Origin of the sequence: Oculatella sp. FACHB-28 (assembly GCF_014696015.1) — a bacterium.
Classification (GTDB): Bacteria; Cyanobacteriota; Cyanobacteriia; order Elainellales; family Elainellaceae; genus JAAUTN01.
Genome location: NZ_JACJPJ010000095.1, coordinates 204,110 through 227,207, shown reverse-complemented (window position 1 = coordinate 227,207; position 23,098 = coordinate 204,110). Strand labels below are relative to the sequence as shown.

Here is a 23,098-nt window from a genome sequence, read left to right as displayed (position 1 = left end):
AGAGGTGCATCGGAGAACTTGCAACTTCCACTCATCAGAAGATCTACCGTCGGGAGGAAGCCGCAAATGAAATTGGGTCTGCTCAAAGTTTTTACGTCATTTCGTCCAACTGAACCATCTGACCTAGACAGCAAAGCAGCAAAGCTGCTACCAAACCCTAATCACAGTTACTTGGGCGGACAGGCAATTGTCACACAAACCATTCAACCGCTGAAGGCGGGACGGGTGCAGTTTCAAGGGTCGTGGTGGCCTGCCTGGTGTGAGCAGAGAATTACGATTGATCCGGGGGAAGTGGTAGACGTTGCTGGAATTCATCGCAATATTACGCTGCTGGTTGAGCCAGCGCTATTGCTCAAAGCTTCTGCTTCTGGCTTGACGCGGATTAACCAGGCGGTTGCCCAAAAGGGTTGGTGGGCCGGCGATCGCCGCCCTATCGAAGCGGCTAGTAAAGTCTTGATCCCCGATACCTTAACGATTGGGATGCCCAGCCAGCAGGCCGGTGGAATTTCAGCCGAAACCTGGGATCGTTTCCTCCAGGCAAAGCCCATTAACGTCAATACTTTCAAAGCCTATTGTGAGGTGCTAGAGCTGGACTGGAAGGAAATTGTCGGACGCAGTACTCCGCAACCTGCCAGCTCAGCCCTGATGTCTACGCTGAATGCACCGATCAGCCTACCAGGACAACCTCCGATTCGTCCTGAACCGTCGCTCCCTGACACCAATGTGGTGTTTGTCGGGCGGACAGGGGCGATCGCCGATCTCGACAACCTGGTCAACGCTGGCGCAAAAGTCATTGTGGTTCAGGGTAGCGGCGGTCTGGGTAAAACCACCCTGGCGCGGCAATACTTTAACCAAAAAAACTTGGGGCAAAGCTTAGAGTGCTGGATGGCCAAAGAAACCCGCAACCTCACGTCTGCTCAAAGCATCGTCCAGGAGTGGCTACGGCGCAACTTTAACGAGGAACCCGGACGCGAATTTGGCGTATCGCTAGAACGGCTCAGGCGCAAATTAAAGACTCAAAAAGTCTGCATTCTAATTGACAATCTGGAACCTGCACTAGACAAGAACGGAAAGTTTGTTGAACCACATCGAGACTATGCTGAACTGCTGCGAGTTCTAGCTGACCCAGAAGTAAATTCTGTCACGCTGATTACTAGCCGTGAGCCTGTGCATGAGGCAAGTGTCAGTGTGCATCCCTACGTCCTAGCAGGTTTAGAAGAAGAAGCTTGGGGACAGTTCTTTAGTCAAAATCAAATTAACGTCAACTTTCCAGTTCTAAAAGATATTCATACAGCCTATCGCGGTAATGCTAAGGCAATGACTATTTTGAGCAGCATTATCCAGATGGATTATGCAGGCAATCTGGAAGCATACTGGCGAGAAAATAGCTCTGACTTGTTAGTTGAAGTTGAGCTTGAGAACTTAGTTGCAAGCCATTTTAGCCGCTTACAACGGCTTTATCCTGAAGCCTATCGGTTGCTTTATCGGTTAGGCTGCTATCGCTATCAAAGAATTGCCAGAATGCCCATTGAGGCAGTCGCTTGTTTGCTTTGGGATGTGCCACCAGAGCAACACAAGCGAGTGATCCGTTTTCTGCGCGATCTGTTCTTAATTGAACTGATTGATGGCGAATATCGGCTGCATCCAACCATTCAGGCAAAGGCGCTAGAAATCTTAAAGGCAAGCGGTGAATGGGAAATTGCCAACTTAGAGGCAGCGGAGTTTTGGACGCACAGTGTCAAGGCAATTAGCACACCCGATGATGCGTTTCGGGCGCTGGAAGCCTACTATCATTATCTTCAAACAGACCGAGTTGAGCTAGCCGCAGATGTGATTCTCTATGCTAGAGATAACCGCTGGGGTAAGAATGAGCCGCTGGGCGTTTCGTTCTACAGGCTGGGTTTGCTGCAACAGATGGTTACGACCATCACTCGAATTATCGATCGCGTTAAACCTGGCTATTCGCTCAGTAAGCTGCACAATATTTTGGGTGATTTATATTGGATAGCAGGCGATATTCATCGGGCAATTCGCTATCATCAGGAGTCTCGTCGAGTAGCGATCGCCCTCAAAATCAAAGAGCTTGAAATCGTTTCTCTTTACAACATTGGTCTATGCCAAATTGACCTGTGGGAAGTTGAGGAAGCTACCAGATACTTCAAGGCAGTAATTTCTCTCGCCGAAGGAACCGATTTTCACAGATATGCCGTCACCGCTTCTGCTTGTTTGGCATTTTTAATGTCTTGCTCCGGGCGCAATCAGATTGCGATTGGTTTCGCGAAAAAGGTTTACACCGATTATTCAGCGATTCGCTCAAGCCGAGGCAAAGGCTACAGCCTAATTTTCTTAGGTCAAACCTATCAGAACTTAGGAGAGCTTGAAAAAGCACACAAAATGTACAGCTTAGCCAAAAATTATGCTGAGGAAAGCCATTACACGCAGGTCAAAGCCAATGCACTCAAAGGGTTAGGAGAACTTTGTTTGATCAAAAATGACTTTAAGGGGGCGATCGCCCATCTTTTGTCCGCCAAAAAGCTGTTGATTGAGATTGAAGCTAAAGCTGATTTAGCCGAAGTTCACTATCAGCTTGGGTTAACCTGCCAAGCTATGGGATCAGTTGCCGAAAGCGAAGCGAACTTCCGAGCGGCAACTCAGCTTTTCCATAAGATTCCTGCGCCTAAGCAGGTTGAAAAAGTACAGAGAGCCGCAAGACCCATAGCAGCAAGTTAAACAACGCAGTTTGGGGCGTATCATTACGACACGCCCCTACATCACATTTACGCCAGAAATCTACTACTTCCGCAACTGCACAAGTTTAAGCGGATGGTTCATCATTACTGTCGGTTGGTGCAGGCGTAGAGGTGGGTTCGGGAAGATCGCAGCTTGTTAGCTTTTGCTGATCTTCCTGCCCACTCCATGAGCCGAAATGGATAACGTGATGTGAACTCAGAGTGGGGGTTGTTGAAGAGAGCGTGGCGATCGCCCCAAATGCTATCAGAACTCCAGATTTCATCTAAGAACTTCCTCCTATCACTTTTAGCTCTTATCACTTAGAGTGCTACGCTTCTACACCCCAGGACCCGTCTCTACAGGCAAGTCAGGATGGGAAGAATATTCTGTCCAAGAACCTTCATAGACTCTCACGTTGGGGTAATTCAGTAGATGCTTTAGCACGTTGTACTGCAACGTTGCCTCACGCCCTGTGCTACAGGAAACAATAATGTTGTCTTCGGGTGAAACGCCGCGATCGCTTAGGATCTGCCGAATCTCATCTAGTGGTTTAAGCTGATGGAAATTTGGCTCTCCTACCGTAAACGTGGGCCAGGGAATGTTCTTTGCACCGGGAATGTGTCCATTACGAATCCACAGATCCCGCTCTCCTGAAAACAGTTCTAGTGGACGCGGATCGATAAAAGTGACTCCTGGCTGACCAATCAGTCCACGTACCTGATCGAGCGTTACTCTGACTGAGTCATCATCACGGACTGTAAAAGTACCAGGAGTATATTGGGGAAACTCTTTGACAACAGGAAGTTGAGCCGACACATAGCCAGCATAGCCGCCATCCAAAATCGCCACATCGGGATGTCCGGTGCGCTCTAACAGATAGGCAACCATCGTTGCTCCCAGCACGTCTCGACCATCCGAGTAAACTAAAACTTTGCTCTCATCTGTGACTCCTGCCAGCCTGAATGTTTCTTCAAGCTTGTCAGGCTGCCAATATTGAACCGGAAGCTGTCCGTTTGGACCACGAAATGTGTTGTCTGCAATATGAACCGCGTTAGGCACATGACCTGCAAAATATTCCAACGGGTTAAGCCGCACGTCCAAAATACGCAGATTTGAATCGCTGCCATGTTCCGCTACCCAAGCAGGTTGGACAAATTGCACGCTGGCAGACGGGTTCGCTGATGAAGCAAACGGCAACAGTGGAATCACTACTGTAAATGCCAACAAAGATGCAAAGAAGGCAACCCCTCTCGTTATCCAAGTCGTCTTAGTGAACTTCCTCCATAACCTCATGATCATATTGAGTCTCCTCAAAGAATGGTGCAGTTAATCATTGAGTTGCTAAACGGTTCCCTTCCCCATTCCTCTACTTCTGATAAAGCTGTGCCTTGCGATAAAGCTGCATCTGTATGGGTCTTCAGTAGATGAATGAGGAAAATACGGTAACTCAATCAACAAACCGTATTTAACATTCAAAATCATCTCATACCCCCGAAAACCACGCAAGATAAATCCCGCAAACGTTCTCCCGGGGTTTATTTGCTTGAAATTAACTAGTTCTTAACCTAGACTTAACCTTTAAATCACCTTTAAGTACAGCGAGTTACCGGATTTATGTCCGGCTTGAGTCATGACCTCAATGTTTTTTAGCCCTAATGATTGGCAGAGTGTAACCGCAAGACTGTCTTTGGCTCTCGTGGTTGGCTTTGCGATTGGCATCAATCGTCAACGCACGGGTAGACCTGCTGGATTGAGAACTTTTATGATTGTGAGTCTTGGTTCTGCTTTGTTTGTAATGCTGCCTTTGCAGAATGAGATTGCTGATCAGCTTGCTGATGCTACGGCATCTAGCGAGGTTGCTCGTTCTACGGCACTCAATGCAATGGCCCGCGTTGCTCAAGGCGTTGCAACGGGAGTAGGCTTTTTGGGCGGTGGCGTGATTTTGCAGCAGCGCCATCCCAGTTTGGACAGGACAGAGGTTAAAGGATTAACGACTGCCGCTGCGATTTGGCTAGCTGGTGGGCTGGGCGCAGCGGCAGGGTGTGGGCTATGGCAGTTAAGCGTCATCGGAACGTTGATGACGCTATTTGTTTTGGGTGGCGTTAAGAAGTTGAAGCAGTTTGAATGGCGGAACTGGCTTGAGTAAGGCTGGCTATCGAATGTCTCGCTTTAAGCTGCTGAACAAGGTCAAGCCAAATCTGTGCAAACGAATGAGCACCAAACTGATGGCAAGCAGTAGAACGATTCCCAGGAGTGGCAGGTAGGCTCGTCCGCCACTCCAACGAGACTTTAGCAATTTGATATGTCTCTGCTTAGTAATCTGGGTTTGAAGGGTGACTCGATCGCTTGAACTGTGAAGCGAGGTGGCGATCGCCATACGATTTCTCTCCTGGTTGAATGCAATGTAAAAGATTGACCCTAATCTACGGTAAGTCACTAGGTTTATCGTAGATTTGACGAAGTATGACATACCCCGCTTGAAAAAACAAGCTCAAGCATTGCTGTAATCCCGTTTCAACAAAAAGGGATCCAGATGAAAGGGTACCCGTGAGGGGAAGTGCCCTTTCATCTGAATCCTTTATATGTCCCTAACTCAATTTTCTATGAAGACAACTGCTCCATTTCTCGGGAGTTGTCGATTCCCGCGTAGGTTTGTTGCAAAATGTGAGCTGCCTGAGTAATAGGTTGATAGCGGGGTGGATTTTCTGGCGAAACAAATTCGGGCAGGGGTTGCAACACCTGATCTACATCAGCAGCATGAAACATGATGAGTGAGTAGCGCTCCCACGTTGTGAGCGGTACACGATGTTGAGTTGCCCTAAGAACGCCATTGGTTAAAAATTCCAGCGCGTCATCTAGAATTACGCTAAATGCATCTGGAATCACAGGCACATCAACCCACTCTCCACCGCGGCTCAACAACTGCAACCCTGGAGCATTTTGATGCATGATGGTGAGCATCTCAAAGTCAGAATGTGAACTGATGCCAACCTTAACGCCTTTGAGAGAACTCCCTTCTTCGGGTTGTCTATCCTGTTCATCAGCACCCGGATAGTGCAACAGTCGCATCTTAGAACCTGCACGACGAGTACTCATTTGTCTGAAGGTGTTGCGCTCCAATTCCAGCATTTCAGCGAATGCTTCTAAGAGTGCACTACCCATACGATTGATTTCAGCGTAATAGGTATCGATATCTTCCTGAAAACCTACCAAGTTAGGATATACATTTGGCCCTAATAAAGGAGATTCCACATAATCTGGATCGTCTGGTAGTAGGTGTAAACCCAGGTCAAAAGATTCTACATGAGAGATTGTGCCTGGTTCGTAAGCGGGTTCTTCATGTAGAGGTACCCACCCCCGAGTAATCACTTTTTCCAGGCTGTAATAGGGGCGTTTGTCCACATCACTGAGGCTGTGAAAGTTCGCTGACTGGTGGTAAACGCGGTTAATTAGGTCTTGAGAGCAAGCTCCTTTTGCGCCAAAAAAGCCGACTGTTAAACAAGCATGCTTGATCTGTTTGATGCATTGCTGTCGAGATGACTGATCTTCTGTAAATAGAGGGGCAATATCAATAATTGGAAAACTGGTGTTTTCAGAAGTGATAGGGGTTGGATGTGCATCTGTGGGAGGAGAATGGGTAATGAATTCAGCGACTTTCTCTGATGTCATATCCAACCTCTAGGTTTTACTTAATTTGATTTCCATTCAACCTCAGAAATGCAGGATTAGTAAAGGAGATCACTAGATTTCTGGCTGGTTAACTCATAACTCTTCTGATTTGGGTTGGGTGAAACAACGTGAAACTCAATACTTACCTAGATTGTGTTGGGTTACGCATTCGCTTCACCCAACCTACGAGATACCCATAGCTTTAGGAGTTTTGTTAGTCAACCAATTTCTGGTGTGAATGATAGCGTAACTCCGCTGCGCTATCATTCACACCGCAAAAGATGACTTAGAAGGAGTATCGACAACTCACCAACTGTATTCGCTGAAAGGTTGGTTGGGGTGATGTTCTAGCAGAAAGCGGGCTTCGGCGGCGCGATCGCCCTCCCCATAGTTCTCCACAATCTGCTCCAAGTATTGCGATTCTCCACTTATGGCATAGCGAGAAAACAGTAGATCATCAGTGTAGGGGCTGCTGGAGAACTCACTTTGTAGCGTAGCGATCGCATTATCCAAATAGCTCAGGTAATCCTGCTCGATTTGCTTGTAATTTTCCTGCCGCTGTTCATAGTCTGCTTCTGGATTAGAGATAGGAGTGAAATTTAGGGAAGGGCGATCGCCACTCATTCCTGCTACGGGATGAATTCGCAACGTTTCACCAAGGGGGTGGTTTTCCCATTGCCACAGAAGCGTTGAGGCAGCCATGTAGAGTGTTTTTTCGCGCAGGTTTGCGGGAGTGGTGGGGTCTTCCAATAAATCTTGGTAGAGCGAGAGGGCGATCGCATTTTGGCTTGCCTGCCGATAGCTGTTCTGCACTGCGTCTGCCTGCCTCAAGTTGAGATTGCAAACCCAAAACTTTTCGCAGTACTCATTTCCCCAGCTTCCCGTTGGCAAATAACCCGTGCGCCACTGATCCCACACTGCCAGGTAGCCATTCTTCCAACCGCCTGCCCCTGCCCAGTTTGAAGCAAGCTGATAGCGAGATTCGGGTGTGTTTTCTGCCTGTAATTGCTGAAGCTGTTGCCAGCGCTGACGCTGTTCGGTCAGCATGTCCTGCATTTCAATCTGAATCTCAACCTGACGGTTGTAGCTACTAAACCAGGAGTCGTTGCGATAGTAGCTGTTGAGAATTTCGGCAGGCATCTCGGTTAGGTTTAGCCCTTCGGAGAGTTCTAGTGCTTCGGTATAGTTGTGTTCTCGCGCCTGCCGAACTGCCAGGGTATAGCGGAATAGGGGAGCGATCGCTTTATCCTGATACTGTTCGTAGAGCGTTTCAACTTGCTGAGTCGTCAGCCCAATGTCTAACAGTGTTCGCACATGGGGAAATGCTAGATAGGAAGCATCTCCGTCACCAGGCGTTTCGGTCATCATTTGCACCCAGTAGCGCATTGCAGCGACAGGGTCGTTCTGGTCTTCTAAGGCGCGTGCCAGGAAGTAGGTTGCGTCATCAGCACCGGGATGGTCAGGATAGCGGCTAAGCCAGTCTTGCCAGTCCTGCATTCGCTCTTGGGATGTTTTGTTGGCGATGCGATCGCGAATTTCCTGACTGCGGGGCGCACTGCCAAAGTAGGAATATCCCGTGAGGTCACCATATTCTCGACTGGCACGAATAAATTTGGAGTCGGGATATTGTTCGGCAATGCCAACCAGCAAGAAGTAAGCGTGAGAACTTTTTGCCAGATCGCCGTCATAAAATGGGTCGTACTGCACGATATAAGTGAGCGGCTGAAGCTGACTCAGATCGCCATTGATGATTTCCTGTAATGCCGCTTTGCCTTCGGGGTCGCCGTGCCGGTTGAGTTCTGCGATCGCCCACATGCGGTTCTCCAATTCCACATTAGCCGCCAAGTTTTTCAGCAGTGCTGTGCCTACAGGCGAAAGCTCACCCGCTTTGACCGGACCCAAACGCTCTACCAAAATGTATTCCTGCGTATTAGGGGGAAGGCTGCGGTAATAGGCGATCGCCTCCTGCACTTGTGCTTCACTAGGCTGGGGCAATTCTGCCAACTGGTCCCACTGGGGAATCTCAGGTGCAGGCTCCTCCTCAGGTGGATTTGCCTCTGGGTGAACAGCTTCATAGCCCAACATGGCTTCCAGAAATGCCAGATTAAATTGACCGTAATTATTGCCAGCGTTGGTAGGCTCTAGGTTGGCTCTAGCAAGTTCAATCAGGCGATCGCGCGTCTGGGGATCATCCAAACCAAAATCTCGCTTCCACTGATCATAATCGTAGGAGGGGGTATAGCTAGCTTGATTAAGCAAAGTAGCCGGATCTTGAGTCAGCAAGTAGAAGTTTGTGCCAGACTGCCCCTGCTCTATTTGACGCTCTAGCCATAGTGTGGAATAAGGTGCACCCAAGCTGCGAATGCCAGCCATCCCATAAGCTTGACGGGTTGGGTCAGCCGACTGCACGTAATAGCTCAACAGCGGAAATGTTTTTGTGCCAAACCGTTTCCAAATGGGGTCTTGAACCTGTCCGTCGCCCCACTTGATGATCATGATGTCTTGCTGCACTGCCTGGGCGATCGCTCTCCAGGTTGGGTCAAAGCGCAGGCGATCGCGGATTTCTTCATCAATTTCCAGGTCAACCAATTCTTCAGGGCTAAGCTGTTCCGCCTGCTCAGATGCTTCCTGCGGCGACGGCAGGGTGCGAGGCAGTTCTCCTTGCAGCGGCAAGTCGGCAGACAGCAATAGCAACGTCGTCAGCGCCATGAAAACCTGACCCTTGCTTCCTATCTGCGAAACGCTGTACTTAAAATTTCCTTGAAAAAACCTGCTGAGTCGCTTTGCCATCCTCGTCACACCACGATCCCATCTGAAAGTTGAAGCGTTGTTAGATGCCGTCTAAGCTGTCTAAGCTGAGCAGCCTCTAGGTTGGATTGAGGCACAAAACTCAACAGCCAAGCTGGCGACAATCCCATTTATCAAAGCCACTCATCAAACAGCTACTTCTGTAAATACGCACAATTCTCAGCAAATCCCGAAAAAAATATCAGCCCCACCTGATTACCCATCGGGATTTCAAGTAGAGCTGGAGACGCAGTTAGGAGGTATCTTGACATTTAAGGTATCCTTAGAAACTGCTTTGCCTTCTACTCTTAACAAGTTCTTAAGCTTACTTTTGCTCAATAGACTTCTTGCATGGATCATTATTTGAAGCATGAATGGTGGCATCACCCTTCACGCAGGAATCTAATCACTAAAGATGTTGTGAAAGCTTTGAGGCTGGCGAATTAGGTCACGGATAATCTGAACTTGACCTTCAGTGGGTCTGGCGTTGGGATGAGCTTGCTTGACGCAGTTGATCGCTTCCCAGAGTTCCATGTCGTGGTGTAAGCAGAGATAGGCAATGCAGGCAGTGGGCGATCGCTCCATCCCTGCTAAGCAGTGAACATAGATTGGCTGCTGGCTCTGGATGTGGGTGTGAATCAGTTCTACGACCTGCTCAAGCTGATTGGGTTGAAGCCCCAAAATGTAGTGGCTGTCCGGCAAAATGAACCGTAAACAGCGAAACTTTTGCACAACATCTTCAGGTAAGGTGCCTTCAGATTGGGCGCATAGGGAAAGCACTACCTTAATTTTTTCTCGCGCCAAAATCGCGCCATCTCCCATCTGGGGTAGACCGCCGACCGCCAGTTTCCCAGGGATGATCCAGCTTAAGTGGTGACGATGAGAATCGTGCTGCAAATCCCCGGTGTCGTGAGGCGTAGTAGAGTCCGTCTGTGGTAGGTTAGCTTCCCTAGACTTGGTTTGCCCAAATAATTTTCTAAACTGTCGCAAGGACTTGCACTCCCTTACGAAAATAGGTAGTCAGGACATGAATGATGAATAGGCTAAAGCGAAGAGAGCGATCGCCACTTTTACTCATCCCAAGGTTAAAGACTTTAATCCGGATAAAAACAGAAATTGAGTCGTTCTTGTTACTCCTTCTAGTCCTATTCCTTTTAGTTCTTTTGGACACCTCTTCCCCGTGGTTTTCGGGCTTTTCCCACCTACGGGAGATGATAAATCCCCTAGTGATCAGAGATTCTGTGGGAACTGGCTAAATTCATTTGCCATCACAGCAGCGCGATTGGGGGCAGCATGTGATTCTTTTGCTTGGAAAAATGTCTGGGCAAAAGTGATTCACAGGGGGCATCTCAACGGTTGTACTGTTAGTTCCCTTGAGGCGATTCGGTGCTGCTGTCGAGTTCGGAAATATAGCGTTTTGCGTTCACGCGAGTTCTTGATGTGCGTGAGTTCCACCTATCGAAGAGGCTAAGGTTGTGATTAGAGCTACAGTGAGTGCGATAAATATATGGAGTGGTCAGTTTTGGCTAGCGCAAGTTCCAGAGGTAGAAAATCCTGAACAGGCATCAGCCTTGTTTGAAGGGGCAGACTGGGGTACTCAATTCTTGATTGCTTTAATCTCAGGTCTTGTCCTGGCGTTTGCCATTCAGCTTGTGTTGACTAACTTGTCAGTCGCAGTTGGAATCTCCTACCTGGGCAAGTATACCGATCCCGATGCTAGTCATAGCAATCGTAGCAGTAGCAGCAGTGATGATGATTCGAGCGGCGGTATCGGTTCGACGATTCGCAAAATCAGCCTGGGTGTAGGAGTATGGACGCTGATTACAGTTACTATTGCTCTGCTGATATCCTGCTTCCTGGCTGTAAAGCTGAGTTTGCTAGTGAGTCCGGTATTAGGAGCAATTACTGGATTGGTGATTTGGGGAACTTACTTCTCATTGCTCGTTGGGATTAGCTCTACCACTGCTGGCTCTTTGGTTGGGACAGTTGTGAATGCTGCGACCTCTGGTTTCCAAGCAATTTTAGGAACTGCGGCAGCGGCAATCGGTGGCTCTGCGGTCAACCGTCAGGTCGTGTCAACGGCTGAAGCGGCTGCTTCGGCGGTGCGACGAGAGTTCGGTGCGGCGGTCGATCCGGTTAGCATTCGCGAAACGGTTGAGGATTATTTGGATACGTTGCGTCCGACTGAGCTGAATATGTCGGAGATCCGCAGTGAGTTTGAGCGGATGTTGAATGATCCGGAACTGCGGGCTGTAGCAGGTAGCGATCGCCTTCAAAATGTCGATCGTCAAACCTTTGTTGACCTGGTCAGCAGCCGTACTGACTTATCTAAGCGGGAAGTTAATCGAATCGCCGATCAGCTAGAGCGCACCTGGAAGCAAACTCTAGGACAGCGAGCACAAGGCGATCGCATGGCAGAGTTACTTGACTACCTGCGCTCAACCCAACAAGGGCAGCTCAACACAGAAGAATTTAACCGCAAAATTGACCAGCTAATCGACGAAATTCGTCAGTCTAGAGATACATACTCTCAGCAAGGCGCTGGTGGTTATCAGAGCGGACCGGGTGGACAAAGCGGGCAGAGTGGACAGAGCGGAATTGCTGCCTCTGTGCAGTCCCTACAAACTAGCCTGATGCCTCTGATGGGCATGATTATGGGACGGGCGGACATCTCCGATCTCAACCTTGAAAAAGTGATGGATCGGTTGAAGTCTGTTCAAGGTACGGCTCAAAGCGTTTTTGGTGAACAGGCAAGCAAGCTGGGCAGTCAGTTTGGGGTTGAAACCTCAGTTACGCCTTACAACACCATTCGTGCAGACATCGAAAACTATCTGCTCAACACCTACGCTTGGCAGATGAGTTCTGAGGCGATCGCCCGTGACTTCCGCAACGTCCTCTATGATCCCGCCGCTGACCCCGCCGCCGTGCGTCGTCAGCTAGAGCAAATCAATCGCTCCGATTTCATAGATATTCTTGCCTCACGCGGACTGTTGACTCAGGCACAACTTCAACGAATTGCCGACCAGCTAGAAATGGTTCGTCGAGAAGTTTTGGTGACTGCACGAGGCGCAGAAGAGCGGGAAGCAGCCCTGTCTTTGCGTCAGCGGATTGAAACCTACTTGTCTTTCACACCTAAAACGCAACTGCTCAGCCCCAATGACAACCAGCGGGCGTTTAAAGCATTGCTCGAAGATTCCGAGGCAGACTATGAAACCCTGAGCGGTCGTCTTGCTCCTTATACCCGTTCTGAGCTGGGACTTCTGCTCGAATCTCGGCAAGACATTCTGCCAGAGGAAAGAGGCCCAATTTTAGACCAGCTAGAGAAGACCCGCGATCAGGTTCTCTCTGAAAGTTTGTCGCTCAATGAGCAAGCAAGACAAAGAACCGAGCAAACCTGGCAAAACCTCCAGGGCTACCTGCAAAACACGGGCAGAGATGAGCTGAATCCTAATGCCATTCGGAATGAGCTGCAAGTCCTGTTGAACGATCCACAAGCAGGCATGGAATTGCTTCGAGCAAGAGCCTCTCACTTTGACCGGAATACGCTGGTACAGCTTTTGGCTCAGCGGAAGGACATGAACGAAGACCAGGCAAGTGAAATCCTCAACCAGGTGGAATCGACCTGGTTTAAGGTAACTCATTCGCCTCAACTTCTCACTGGGCAGGCAAAACAACAGTATGACCAGGCTACCAGCACGATCGCTGATTACCTGCGTTCGACAGGCAGAGACGAGCTAAACCCTGAAGGGATTCAGCGAGATCTGCAAAAGCTGCTCAATGACCCCAAAGCCGGAGCGACTGCCTTGCGCGATCGCCTCTCTCGTATGGATCGAGAAACCCTGGTGCAGCTTCTCAACCAGCGTCAAGACCTGAGTGAAGAGCAAATCAACCAGACCATCGACCAACTTCAAGAATCGATTCGGACGGTACTGCGCGCTCCTCGTCGTCTGGCTCTACGGGCACAGCAACAGGTACTCGACTTCGAGTCCACGGTTGAGGAATATCTGCGAAATACCGACAAGGAAGAACTGAATCCTGAAGGCATCAAGCGTGACCTGCAGCTTTTAGTCCAAGATCCGCGATTTGGTCTAAGAAATTTGGGCGATCGCCTCTCCCGCTTTGACCGCAACACCCTGGTTGCCCTCCTGTCTCAGCGCAAAGACATGACCCCCGAAGAAGCTGAGCGAGTAGTGGGACAGATTGAATCTGTGCGTGACCAGATCGTCACCCAGTTCCGCAATGTTCAGTATCGAATTCAGGCTGTGATTGACGGTATCTTTGCCCGGATTCGCAACTACCTCAACGCGCTAGAGCGCCCTGAGCTCAACTACGATGGCATCAAGCGTGACCTGCGTACCCTGTTCAACGATCCTCAAGCCGGATTTGATGCTCTAAGGGGTCGCCTAGGTCAAGTTGACCGAGGTACCCTGGTTGCCTTGCTTAGCTCCCGTGAGGACATTTCTGAGTCCGATGCTAACCGCATCATCGACCAGGTTGAAGGGGCACGGTTCAGCGTTCTGCAAAGAGCCGAACGGCTTCAGCAAGATGCCCAGCGTCGTCTAGAAGCTGCCAAGCGCCAGGCTCAAATTCAGGCAGACGAAACCCGTAAAGCAGCCGCAAATGCTGCCTGGTGGTTATTTGCAACTGCTCTAGTTTCTGCCGCAGCCTCCGCTGGCGCTGGATGGCTAGCTGTCCTCTAAACTTTTCCTTGACAGTCCCTTGACTTAATTCAAGCTCCCCAAAAGCCTCCTACACAGGAGGCTTTTCCTCTTTCTAAGGAACTGGTTACTGCTGGATTTACCTGTAAGAGTAAACAGCGTTCACCCTAAATTATTGGTAGACCCTTGAAACGTCTCACCAAAAACACACCTAAACAGTTCCTCAAAAAGCAGAAAGAACCTTACTAAGATCGCAAAACATAGATATACATTCAGTGAGTAGGCTCTTTAACTCGCATCACTCACCTTATCGAATTTTGCATGACCCCCACTCATCAATCTGAGATAACTAAGCGCGCCCCCGCTGAGCTAGAACCCGCAATGAGCTGAATTTCATCTGTATGATGTTGTATATACCCAGAGGGCAGCATAAACAGAGCGCAGTATAAGAGCAAAACCTAATCGCTTTACTGCTTTTGATGAAAAATGGTCGATCGCAAACAGGACGATGCAAACTCAACAACGTTACTACACTCCAGAAGAATATTTGGCACAAGAGGATGTTGCGGAGTTTCGTAACGAGTATCGAGATGGAGAAATTGTGCCAATGACCGGTGGCTCGATTAACCACAATCAAATTGCGGGAAACATCTACGCTTTTCTAAAGTTCGCGCTTCGTAAGACAGATTACAAACCATACATTGGTGATTTGCGGCTGTGGATTCCTCAATATCGCCAGTACACTTATCCAGACGTATTTCTAATTCAAGGTCAGCCTGTATTCCAAGATCAGCGGACTGATACGATTTTGAATCCCTACCTAATTGTTGAAGTTCTGTCTAAATCTACGAAAGATTATGATCACACCGATAAATTTCGCTATTACCGTTCTATTCCGGGGCTTCAAGAATATGTATTGATTAACCAATACGCGGTTGGAGTTGAGCAATATACAAAGGCTGAGGGGAATTCCTGGCTATTTCAAGCTTACGAATCTGAAGCTGAGAAAATTACTTTTGCTTCAATAGGTATTGAAATGCTGGTTGAAGATATTTATGAGAACGTAAACTTCAATCTAGGCAACAAAGATTAAAATTGGCTCTGAAAGGGTATTTGAGAAGAACAAAGTGCGGCTAGGATGGCTGATCGATCGTCAGAACCAATAAACTTGGTTCCATCTTGCTGATCAATCTGTGAGCCAATTCCTAGCCGCAGCTACTCTTAGGGGAGACAACGTAAGGTCTGAGCTTAGTTTGGCGCTACGGTCTTTGCTTTAGACCGCGTGCTATTCTTGTTGGACTTAGGGTTTGATGTGGCGGCTTGAGTTTTAGAAGCAAGATTGCCTTCTGAGATGTTGACATCAAAAGCAATAGCAAACTTTGAGTTAGGACGCATCTGAGACATTGCTTTCAAATATCCTTCGGCATCGTTGCGGTGACGAAAGCGGGCGATCGCCTCCTGCTGGCAGTCGGGTAAAAGCTGGTGAATAACCCAGGGACTGAGATGTTCTTGGTAGTTCATAAGTTTAAGGTGGTGCGAAGGCTAACAGGGCGAAAAAATCAGGCGTAGTGATAGGACGAAGTTAGCTACATTGGCCTACAGGTGAGTAGCAGCCAAGTGAATAGCGATTAATTAAACTTTAAGCCTGACTAGTGGGAGTAGAGCTACCCAAACACTATCTGTAGGAAAAGATAACAGCTTATCCACTATCAGCAGCGCTCAATCGAATTAAACTTACAAAACTTTACATTCTCTACTAGTACAAATGCACAATTCGTGCTAGAAGGCTGAAATTACCTGACTTTGAAAGACTTGCTCCAAAAACTTTCTTTCCTCTAGGCTGTGAGTTGGGCATCGAGCTAGCGTTAACCTTAGTTTGGATAAGTCGGGCGATCGCATGGAAATAGCGACCATAGAACTTAAGTTTCTTTTGCAGTTACTCAGTTTTTCGGGCTATCGGGCATCGCTGTCGCAGATTCAGCCGAGTGCCAAAACTTCGTCCTCAGAGCGAAATAAGACCTGTAGCCAATTGTGCGATCGCGGCTTAATTGACTGTTCTCAGAAAATTGTGAGTTTCAAAATTGCTCCCGCAGGCAAAGCGCTACTCAAGCTCAAATCAGAATTGCCAGTCAGTGGGCAGGAGCTAAAAGTTCTTAAAGCGTGTGAAGACCAGAAGGTTACTCCTGAACAGCTAAATATCAGACCTGCTGCCGAAAAACAAGCCCTTCTCAGGAAACTAACCGAGCGAGGGCTGATTCAAGCAGAAACCAAAATTGACGAGATCTGGCTAAGCGAGCGGGGAAAAGCCTACCTACGTTCGGAATATAGCCCCAAGGGTAGCGGCAACATCAGTCTCAGTTTGCTGAACTGCTACTTGCGTTTCTTGCGTCAGCCTGAATCTTCAAACGGGTCGTCCCCACAGACAGATTCAATCCCAGCTAAGTTTAGCGATGCTGAAGTTTTGCAAGTCATTCAAACCCTAGATCGTAAGCTAGGCAGCCAAAACTATTTGCCGTTGTTTCACCTACGTCAAAAATTACAGCCTCTCTCTAGAGATGAGCTAGACCAGGTACTATACCGATTGCAGCGGCAAGACCAGATTGAACTCAGTTCACTACAAGATGCAACCCGCTATACCGCTGACCAGGTCGAGGCAGGTATTCCTCAAGATATTGGCGGATCGCTGTTTTTCGTTACCGTTGTATAGGGGACTGGGAACTCAAAACTTAAAACCATGACTGCCATTGATCAGATCATTCGCCAAGCGATTAACCCCTTTGATCCCGCTACTTTTAAGCCGGGAAACTTTTGGCATGAGGAGCAAGATCCGGCACTAGACGTGGAGTCGATTCATCAGGAAGTGATCCGTGAAGTGGAGGCGGTTTTAGAACAGGTGGCGCGAGATCACCGCACCCGCACGGTGATGATGTTTGGTGACTCTGGTGCTGGAAAAACTCATGTGTTGGGCCGATTAAAGCGGATTCTCAACCCCAAAGCTTTCTTTGTCTACATTGATCCCTTTCCTGAAAGTGAGGCGATCTGGCGGCATGTGTTGCGCTACACGGTGGATAGCTTGGTGCAAAAGCCAGAAGGTGAGGCAGAATCGCAGCTTTTGCGCTGGCTCAAGAGTTTGTCTGCATTTAAGCAGGGTGGCATTGTCAGTTGGGTGTTGAGCGATCGCCAACGCTTTGTCCGCAGCCTCAAAGCCAGTTACCCTAGCGGCATCTACAATGCCAATGAGTTTTTTGGCGTACTGTATGACCTGATTGATCCCGATCGCTATCCTCTAGCCTGTGAGTGGCTGCGGGGCGACAACCTGGACGACGAAAGCCTGAAATTGCTCAACGTCAAACACTCAATCGAGACAGAAGACGCAGCCCAAAAGGTGTTAGCAAACTTTGGCAGAATTGCCGCCGAAACGCAGCCGATTGTCCTTTGCTTTGACCAGCTTGATAATATTGCCCGCACTTCAGATGGAGCGATCGATCTGCAAGCGTTGTTTAACGTCAATTCCAGCATTCACAATCAACTGCTGAAAAACTTCCTGGTAATCATCAGCATCATCACTAGCACCTGGCGACAAAATGCCGATCGCGTCCAACTTGCCGATCAGGTACGGATCGATACTTCCGTGCCGCTAAAGCCGATTTCACTCGACCAGGCAGAGGCAGTCTGGGTCAGCCGACTGCGACCTTTACATCGGCAGGCTGATCCCCGACCTGACTCCCCTACCTTTCCGCTTACCCGTCAGGTCTTAGAGCAGAAGTATCCAGGCGGCAAAACTTATCCGCGTAATGCACTGGAACTGGGACGACGAATCATTCAAAGCTACAAAGTTGGCCCCAGCAAGGCAGAACAACCGGAAGATGCGATTGCCGCTTTCAAACTGGTGTGGCTCAAAGAATTTAACCGAGTACAGGAACGCATCATCCGCATCCGCCAACTTTCCGCCCCTGAACTTACCCAAATGCTGAAGGAAACCTTCGCCGCGCTGCAAGTAGGTGAAATTCGTCCGCGTTTCCTGCCCAGCTCCACCTACGCCAGCCATTCCTTTAGCTATCAGCCCAACAATCAGGGACGAGTTGGCATCGGTTGGAACGAAGACCCCAGCCTCACCACTCTCTTCCACATCATGAATGCCTACCGCTGCGCCGTTGAGCTAAACCTGTGCGAAAAGCTATTCTTGATTCGAGCAGAAGGCATTGGTAAACCTGGCAATCGGGGCTATGAGTTACATGATCAAATCTTTGCAGAAAACACTCCTCACCAACATCTCAAGCCTAGCCTGCACTCGGTTCACTACCTAGCGACTTATCACAGCCTGGTGAATGCCGCTTACGCTGGAGAAATCGTTGTTGCCGGAAAGACACTGGACATTCAGGCGCTAGAGTTCTTTATTCGAGACTCTCACATTTTGCAGAACTGCACACTGCTCAAGGATTTGGGGGTTCTTTCGAGTAAGGAGACGGTTGAGGTGGAAGGAGAGGGGGCGATCGCCTCTCAACCCGACGACTCCGAACCCGAGTTTCAACCCGACAACGAACCTATTCAAGACTTTTTACTAGACCTGCTCAAAACTCACCAACTGCTGGGACGGCAAGTGATGGTGCAAACCACTGTCGGTCAGTTCACTGAAATTAGTGAAGACCAGGTAAACGAGCTAATTCAACAACTCTCGGAAGACAATCAGCTTCAGGTTCTTGGCGATAACCCCAATCCAGAAGAACAGTTAGTTTATCTTCCCGATCAACTTGCTTAAGCATTCTAACTTTGCGGTAGTCCAAAGACACATCGGGAACCATTGACCGCTCACCAGACGTACAATGTAACTCCGAAGACGCTCTTGCAACTTGCTGAAGATTATTGCGCTAATTGGGCTTTCTACTAAGACTTAGCATTATTTCGATGCTCGTAAGTCTCCAATAAAAATAAACAAAGGGTAGTCCCAGCACCAACAACAAGTTTTGCATGACGAGTAGTAAGCCCTTTAGGTTGCTGTCCTCTACCATGTCCAGAACCATAGAGGTTCCTCAATTCAGCAATGCCTACAGCAACCGAACCAAGATTGCTCAAAACTTTTTTGATTATCTCTGCACCTTTTTTGAAGTTGTCTACTTCTTCTGGAGCGAGTTCCAATATTTTTTGAACCTGTTTCAGTAATTTTGGAATATCGTCTTTTTTATCATCATAACTTGATCCATGACCATGCAAAATTGTTTTCAATGTAGCTTCAATAAGCTCTTTGGTAGAACCAATTGCTAGCGAAGGATCAGATTCAATTGATGCATTAATTCTGTCAATATATACATACAAATGTTCCGCATCTAAGCCAGTAGTTGGAATGGCATATACTAAAGCAGCATCTAATGCATGTGAAACTATTCGTCCATTTTCGTATTTATACCCATCCCTCTTTAAATAGCGGATGAGTTTTTGTTTCTCCTCTTCGTGTTGTGCTGGAATTGTAATCAAAACATCTTCATAAGCATTAAGTATCCGTCGAACAGCCTGAGGATTGCTCCAATCTACTGAGGCGTAATAGCACTCTACAAGTGATCGTCGCTCTCCGCTCGGAAGTTGCTCAACTGGAAGAGGAACATGCTTCACATTATGGTTCTCAAAGAGGCTTCCGATCGTTCTCAATATCCAATTTACGAGCCATTCCTGGAATTCATGACGGGTTCCTCTGCCAATCAACTCACGCGGCATGTTCTATTAAATCTATCTGACTAATTTTGACGACCGGATAATAATCCAGAATTTTACAGATAGTTTAGCCCAATTTAACGCTTCAACGACGAGACCAATCATCAATAATCATCAGCAGCTTTTTTTCTCCAAGTAGACCTTTACCTACTGCCTTGACTGATTCAACTACATCTTGATAGTCTTCAAATTTCTTCTGCTTTTTCTGATCTCTTGCTACACAAATAGCTTTAGCAAGTTTTTCTGCGCTGGGAATTTTAGAGCGTTTTAACTTTAGAACTAAATTCTCTTGATCTAAGGTGTTTATAGTCTCTAACGGTTCTATTTTTTGGGTAGTATTACTCTCAAGTTCCTTCAATCTAGCTTCTATTTTTTGCTTTTCTTCTAATCTATCTTTGTTCAACTGGTTGATATGTTTTTCAAATCTTAACTCAATATTAGTAAGACGAGTCTCTAGATTACTAGGAGCTTTTTCTTCTCTTGTATGCTTTAAAGCAGGTGCTAGCATCTGAAGCTGTTCAGTCACCAGTTCTTCAGATTTTGGTGAAACTATAAATGCATTAACAAGTTCGGCTTCACGAGGTTTTTTCTCTTTTGCTTTAACGGCAGCATAGTATTCTAAGTCCCCATCTATAACAACGTAATTATCTATATCTGTTTGTTTGAGGACAAGAGGACGAACGATACCACCAGAATCTAAAATCAAGTCTGCCAAACGATCTAATTTAGATTCTGAAAACTCTGACCGAGGAGTACTTGAATTGATATCCTTTACATCAACCAGGGAAAACTTAATCATTGAATAATTCCTACTTTTTCTAAGACTTCTTTAGCCAAATCCTCGAATTCATCAGCAGATTGGCGTGCTGAAGCATTACCTTCAGCATGTTCAAAGATAGACTTTGGATCAGGCACCTCCATGTCTCCTACTATCAAAGTTTGATTGAGACAGTGTGAAAGAGCCGCTCTTTCAAAGATGACACTTTTCATTAGCGATAAATTATAGTGATCTAAAATAGTTTTTCTTTGCTTTGGAAACGTTGCTTGTAGGAATTTAGTGTTAGTTGAAATTTTAGATGGAAGAACGCCAAGAATCTGTATAGGCTGTTTCCCTACCATTTCTCGAAACTCATCGACCTGTTTAAGAAAACCTTTCACGCTTGACAAACCTTGATTTGCAAATGGTTTTAGGTCTGAAGGAATTATAAGGTAGTCAGCCGCAATCATAGCAACTTCAGCATACAAATCCCTTGATGGTGGTGTATCTATGATGACAAAATCATATTCATGTTGAACTTGCTTGAGTTTTTTGATAAGCCTAGTTTTACTAGCACTGATAGCAGTTAACCTGCTTTGCTTTTCAATCAAGATAATGTGTGAGGGTATGACATCAAATTCGGGATTGTTGAAAAAATGAGATTGCCTTGAAACATCTGGAATAGAGAAGAAGTCACTTGATTCTAGAACGTGAAAAACATTATTGTCTTTCAGATCATCATCTTCTTCAAACTGAAATTTTACTAGCCCAGCAGCAAAGGTTGTGTTTGCTTGTGAGTCCAAATCTATTAAAAGAACTTTATGTCCCTTATTTCTCAAAGCTGCCGACAAATTGACTGAGACAGTTGTTTTGCCTACACCACCTTTGTTATGGTAAATTGCAATTACTTTCACTGGGCTTCTCCTTTCTAGTTTAGAAGATTTTTTAAGGTCTAGTTCAGTTTCAGAGTTAGAAGGCTTTGCGTCAGTCAAACTATTTTTATTGTTTCTTTCTCTTAGACTGTTTCGGCCAATTATATTCCTGATGATTTCAATATTGTTAACTATTTCCCGTCCGAAACACTGAAAAGTTAGATTGATATCATTTCCGATCATCCTATAGATTCTAATTTCTTTTCCATTTGATAGCAGCCCATACTCTACGTTTAAGCTTGTTAGATACTTCTTAAGGCGACGCACATGTTTGTCCAAATTTTGATCTGGATGCTTTGCCTCCATGACAACACTTAGTGGTGAAGTTGCATCTAAAACGAATGGAAGAACTTGAGTTGCAAAGGCTAAGAAGTCTAGGCGAATGTTGCCAAAAGTGACTTCTTGATGCCAGGTATCTGGAGAATAACCTAACTCTGGTAGCAAGTATTGAACAATAAGTTTGCTTTCAACTTCGCTTTCGTTGCGGCAGAGTTCAGGATCGAAATTCAAGCAGGTATCCTCCATCAAAACTTACTTTAAAGTTCGTATTGAAACTCTTATTTAAAATGAAGAACTAATAACCTAAATTAGCTATTAAGGTAATGGAGTAGATTTGAATCCTAGACTTCGGTAAGCCTATACTTAGTGCTTTAAATTGATGACGACTGTCCATCAGGTTAGCTTAAAACTCATTTGCTTGACAAGGCTGATAGTTGCTTGAAAAGTACAATAACCTATTAAAGAATTAGGTCTATTTCCCTACTTGTGGCTTTAACTTTAACAACCAGATAGGGTAAACAGGTGGTAAATAACTCTTTGGGGTGAACTAGGAAGTCGAGTTTGGTTTTAGCGGATCGGACTTGCGATCGCCAATCTGCATTACTATAGCCAAGAATCTTTAGAAGTGGAATTACAACTTTAAGTTCAACATCTGACTCACTGCTCTGAGGTGTTATTGCTTTAAGAAAGCTGAGTGAGCGTGAGTTAGATAGACCAGTCATGCGATTAATAACAAGCTGTAGTTTCTGTCAGTTTAGCGACTCAGGATCAAATTATCTACAGATTAAAACTCAGTAGGAAGAAGTTCTTAATGCGTAAAGTGATGATGGCTGAAGAGGGAAAGGGGATGGCGATCGCCCTTCCCAAAATCTTCAACATCGACTACTTGCCAAAAGCTTTTCTTTAGCGTAGTCTCGTATCTCACAACCTAAAATACCTTGGACTTAAAGCGTTCCCTGAAGGTGTTACCAGCACCCTCAAGGAACTAACCCCCAAACTGGAATGAGCAGTCTGGTGGGCTAGTTAGGCAGTTTAGCACTTCCTCTAGCCACCCTTGTTTTGCTGCACAAAATTGCAACGGGGGTGGCTTTGAGTTTTAGGGGTTAGTCTCTCAACTAACGGAGCTTTACTGCCATGACAGACAACCTTTTGTTTGATTTCGATCGCTTTGATAATGCTGATCCACGTATTCTCACTTTGATTGTGATTGGTACAGAGGAGAATGTGAGAGCGCATATTCTGAGGCAGCATACCTTGGGGGTGACTGAGGCGGGTTTGTGGAGTAAACCGTTGCCTTTGTCGCAGTGTCCAGGGAAAGTGATCAGCATTCTCAGTCGAGTTTTGGTTTGATTCAGCAGATGGGCGATATCACTTTCTGGTAAAGTCACCTTGAACAAGGGGCTTAGATCTGTTAAGACAGGTTGAAAGTTTGTCCAACAAGCATCTTGGCCGGCTTCAACTGATACCGATTTAGACGGATTTCGCGACACATCAATTTCTGTAAGGGCGCACTGCGGTGCGCCCCTACCCACATCTGCAACATGCTCCAATTAAATTGGTTTGACTTTAACGTTCAGCCC

Annotated in this window: 18 protein-coding genes; 8 read left to right on the top strand and 10 right to left on the bottom strand. The window is 46.9% G+C overall.

What is annotated here, in order from left to right:
• Positions 1-66 precede the first annotated feature (66 nt).
• On the top strand, positions 67-2,730 hold the full coding sequence (locus H6F88_RS26690; protein ID WP_190645841.1) for an NfeD family protein: 2,664 nt from the start codon (positions 67-69) through the stop codon (positions 2,728-2,730).
• Between the two features lie 85 nt (positions 2,731-2,815).
• Here the strand turns inward: H6F88_RS26690 and H6F88_RS26685 are convergent, their stop codons facing one another.
• A complete protein-coding gene (locus H6F88_RS26685; protein ID WP_190645840.1) occupies positions 2,816-3,013 on the bottom strand; it encodes a hypothetical protein in 198 nt (65 codons plus the stop codon).
• A gap of 53 nt (positions 3,014-3,066) precedes the next feature.
• Complete coding sequence (locus tag H6F88_RS26680; RefSeq protein WP_190645839.1) at positions 3,067-4,029, bottom strand: sulfurtransferase; 963 nt, start codon at positions 4,027-4,029, stop codon at positions 3,067-3,069.
• Between the two features lie 340 nt (positions 4,030-4,369).
• Here H6F88_RS26680 and H6F88_RS26675 point away from each other — a divergent pair, with 340 nt between their 5' ends.
• Positions 4,370-4,876 (top strand): MgtC/SapB family protein, encoded by a 507-nt coding sequence (locus H6F88_RS26675; RefSeq protein WP_190645874.1) that lies wholly within the window; start codon positions 4,370-4,372, stop codon positions 4,874-4,876.
• 6 nt (positions 4,877-4,882) lie between these two features.
• On the opposite strand, the gene H6F88_RS26670 is transcribed toward H6F88_RS26675, so the two are convergent.
• The 4 genes from H6F88_RS26670 to H6F88_RS26655 form a co-directional block, all read right to left on the bottom strand.
• Positions 4,883-5,167, bottom strand: a complete 285-nt coding sequence (locus H6F88_RS26670) for a hypothetical protein (RefSeq protein ID WP_190645838.1) — start codon at positions 5,165-5,167, stop codon at positions 4,883-4,885.
• A gap of 164 nt (positions 5,168-5,331) precedes the next feature.
• Complete coding sequence (locus tag H6F88_RS26665; RefSeq protein WP_190645837.1) at positions 5,332-6,399, bottom strand: isopenicillin N synthase family oxygenase; 1,068 nt, start codon at positions 6,397-6,399, stop codon at positions 5,332-5,334.
• Between the two features lie 306 nt (positions 6,400-6,705).
• Entirely contained in the window at positions 6,706-9,108 is a 2,403-nt protein-coding gene (locus H6F88_RS26660; protein ID WP_199333803.1) for a hypothetical protein, read from the bottom strand.
• 480 nt (positions 9,109-9,588) lie between these two features.
• Positions 9,589-10,176, bottom strand: a complete 588-nt coding sequence (locus H6F88_RS26655) for a dual specificity protein phosphatase (RefSeq protein ID WP_190645836.1) — start codon at positions 10,174-10,176, stop codon at positions 9,589-9,591.
• Between the two features lie 485 nt (positions 10,177-10,661).
• Here H6F88_RS26655 and H6F88_RS26650 point away from each other — a divergent pair, with 485 nt between their 5' ends.
• Together H6F88_RS26650 and H6F88_RS26645 are read left to right on the top strand one after the other, a co-directional pair.
• The gene (locus tag H6F88_RS26650; RefSeq protein ID WP_190645835.1) at positions 10,662-13,886 is read left to right on the top strand and encodes an MFS transporter; all 3,225 of its coding nucleotides are present in this window, start codon (positions 10,662-10,664) and stop codon (positions 13,884-13,886) included.
• Positions 13,887-14,352: 466 nt separating this feature from the next.
• Positions 14,353-14,937: a Uma2 family endonuclease gene (locus H6F88_RS26645; RefSeq protein WP_190645834.1), complete on the top strand. Its 585-nt coding sequence runs from the start codon at positions 14,353-14,355 to the stop codon at positions 14,935-14,937.
• A gap of 155 nt (positions 14,938-15,092) precedes the next feature.
• On the opposite strand, the gene H6F88_RS26640 is transcribed toward H6F88_RS26645, so the two are convergent.
• The gene (locus H6F88_RS26640; protein ID WP_190645833.1) at positions 15,093-15,365 is read right to left on the bottom strand and encodes a hypothetical protein; all 273 of its coding nucleotides are present in this window, start codon (positions 15,363-15,365) and stop codon (positions 15,093-15,095) included.
• A gap of 376 nt (positions 15,366-15,741) precedes the next feature.
• On the opposite strand from H6F88_RS26640, the gene H6F88_RS26635 reads away from it, so the two are divergent.
• A complete protein-coding gene (locus tag H6F88_RS26635; protein ID WP_199333802.1) occupies positions 15,742-16,551 on the top strand; it encodes a hypothetical protein in 810 nt (269 codons plus the stop codon).
• A 27-nt stretch (positions 16,552-16,578) separates the two neighbouring features.
• Positions 16,579-18,603, top strand: a complete 2,025-nt coding sequence (locus H6F88_RS26630) for an AAA family ATPase (protein ID WP_190645832.1) — start codon at positions 16,579-16,581, stop codon at positions 18,601-18,603.
• 125 nt (positions 18,604-18,728) lie between these two features.
• Here H6F88_RS26630 and H6F88_RS34675 read toward each other — a convergent pair whose 3' ends face one another.
• The gene (locus tag H6F88_RS34675) at positions 18,729-19,451 is read right to left on the bottom strand and encodes an abortive infection family protein (protein ID WP_190645831.1); all 723 of its coding nucleotides are present in this window, start codon (positions 19,449-19,451) and stop codon (positions 18,729-18,731) included.
• Positions 19,452-19,454: 3 nt separating this feature from the next.
• Between H6F88_RS34675 and H6F88_RS34185 the strand changes: the two genes are divergently transcribed.
• Positions 19,455-19,577 (top strand): hypothetical protein, encoded by a 123-nt coding sequence (locus tag H6F88_RS34185; RefSeq protein WP_277882237.1) that lies wholly within the window; start codon positions 19,455-19,457, stop codon positions 19,575-19,577.
• Between the two features lie 58 nt (positions 19,578-19,635).
• Here H6F88_RS34185 and H6F88_RS26620 read toward each other — a convergent pair whose 3' ends face one another.
• Entirely contained in the window at positions 19,636-20,349 is a 714-nt protein-coding gene (locus tag H6F88_RS26620) for a chromosome partitioning protein ParB (protein ID WP_190645830.1), read from the bottom strand.
• Positions 20,346-21,749, bottom strand: coding sequence for an AAA family ATPase (locus tag H6F88_RS26615; protein ID WP_190645829.1), 1,404 nt, complete (start codon positions 21,747-21,749; stop codon positions 20,346-20,348). The genes H6F88_RS26620 and H6F88_RS26615 overlap by 4 nt, the downstream gene beginning before the upstream one ends.
• Before the next feature lie 903 nt (positions 21,750-22,652).
• On the opposite strand from H6F88_RS26615, the gene H6F88_RS26610 reads away from it, so the two are divergent.
• Positions 22,653-22,868: a hypothetical protein gene (locus H6F88_RS26610; RefSeq protein ID WP_190645828.1), complete on the top strand. Its 216-nt coding sequence runs from the start codon at positions 22,653-22,655 to the stop codon at positions 22,866-22,868.
• The last annotated feature ends 230 nt before the right edge of the window (positions 22,869-23,098 follow it).

Coding starts and splice junctions, on each gene's coding strand:
- H6F88_RS26610 (WP_190645828.1), top strand. CDS start 22,653: ATGACAGACAACCTTTTGTTTGATTTCGATCGCTTTGATAATGCTGAT.
- H6F88_RS26645 (WP_190645834.1), top strand. CDS start 14,353: ATGCAAACTCAACAACGTTACTACACTCCAGAAGAATATTTGGCACAA.
- H6F88_RS26660 (WP_199333803.1), bottom strand. CDS start 9,108: ATGGCGCTGACGACGTTGCTATTGCTGTCTGCCGACTTGCCGCTGCAA.
- H6F88_RS26635 (WP_199333802.1), top strand. CDS start 15,742: ATGGAAATAGCGACCATAGAACTTAAGTTTCTTTTGCAGTTACTCAGT.
- H6F88_RS26690 (WP_190645841.1), top strand. CDS start 67: ATGAAATTGGGTCTGCTCAAAGTTTTTACGTCATTTCGTCCAACTGAA.
- H6F88_RS26675 (WP_190645874.1), top strand. CDS start 4,370: ATGTTTTTTAGCCCTAATGATTGGCAGAGTGTAACCGCAAGACTGTCT.
- H6F88_RS34185 (WP_277882237.1), top strand. CDS start 19,455: ATGGTTCTCAAAGAGGCTTCCGATCGTTCTCAATATCCAATTTACGAG.
- H6F88_RS26680 (WP_190645839.1), bottom strand. CDS start 4,029: ATGATCATGAGGTTATGGAGGAAGTTCACTAAGACGACTTGGATAACG.
- H6F88_RS26685 (WP_190645840.1), bottom strand. CDS start 3,013: ATGAAATCTGGAGTTCTGATAGCATTTGGGGCGATCGCCACGCTCTCT.
- H6F88_RS26665 (WP_190645837.1), bottom strand. CDS start 6,399: ATGACATCAGAGAAAGTCGCTGAATTCATTACCCATTCTCCTCCCACA.
- H6F88_RS26630 (WP_190645832.1), top strand. CDS start 16,579: ATGACTGCCATTGATCAGATCATTCGCCAAGCGATTAACCCCTTTGAT.
- H6F88_RS26620 (WP_190645830.1), bottom strand. CDS start 20,349: ATGATTAAGTTTTCCCTGGTTGATGTAAAGGATATCAATTCAAGTACT.
- H6F88_RS26640 (WP_190645833.1), bottom strand. CDS start 15,365: ATGAACTACCAAGAACATCTCAGTCCCTGGGTTATTCACCAGCTTTTA.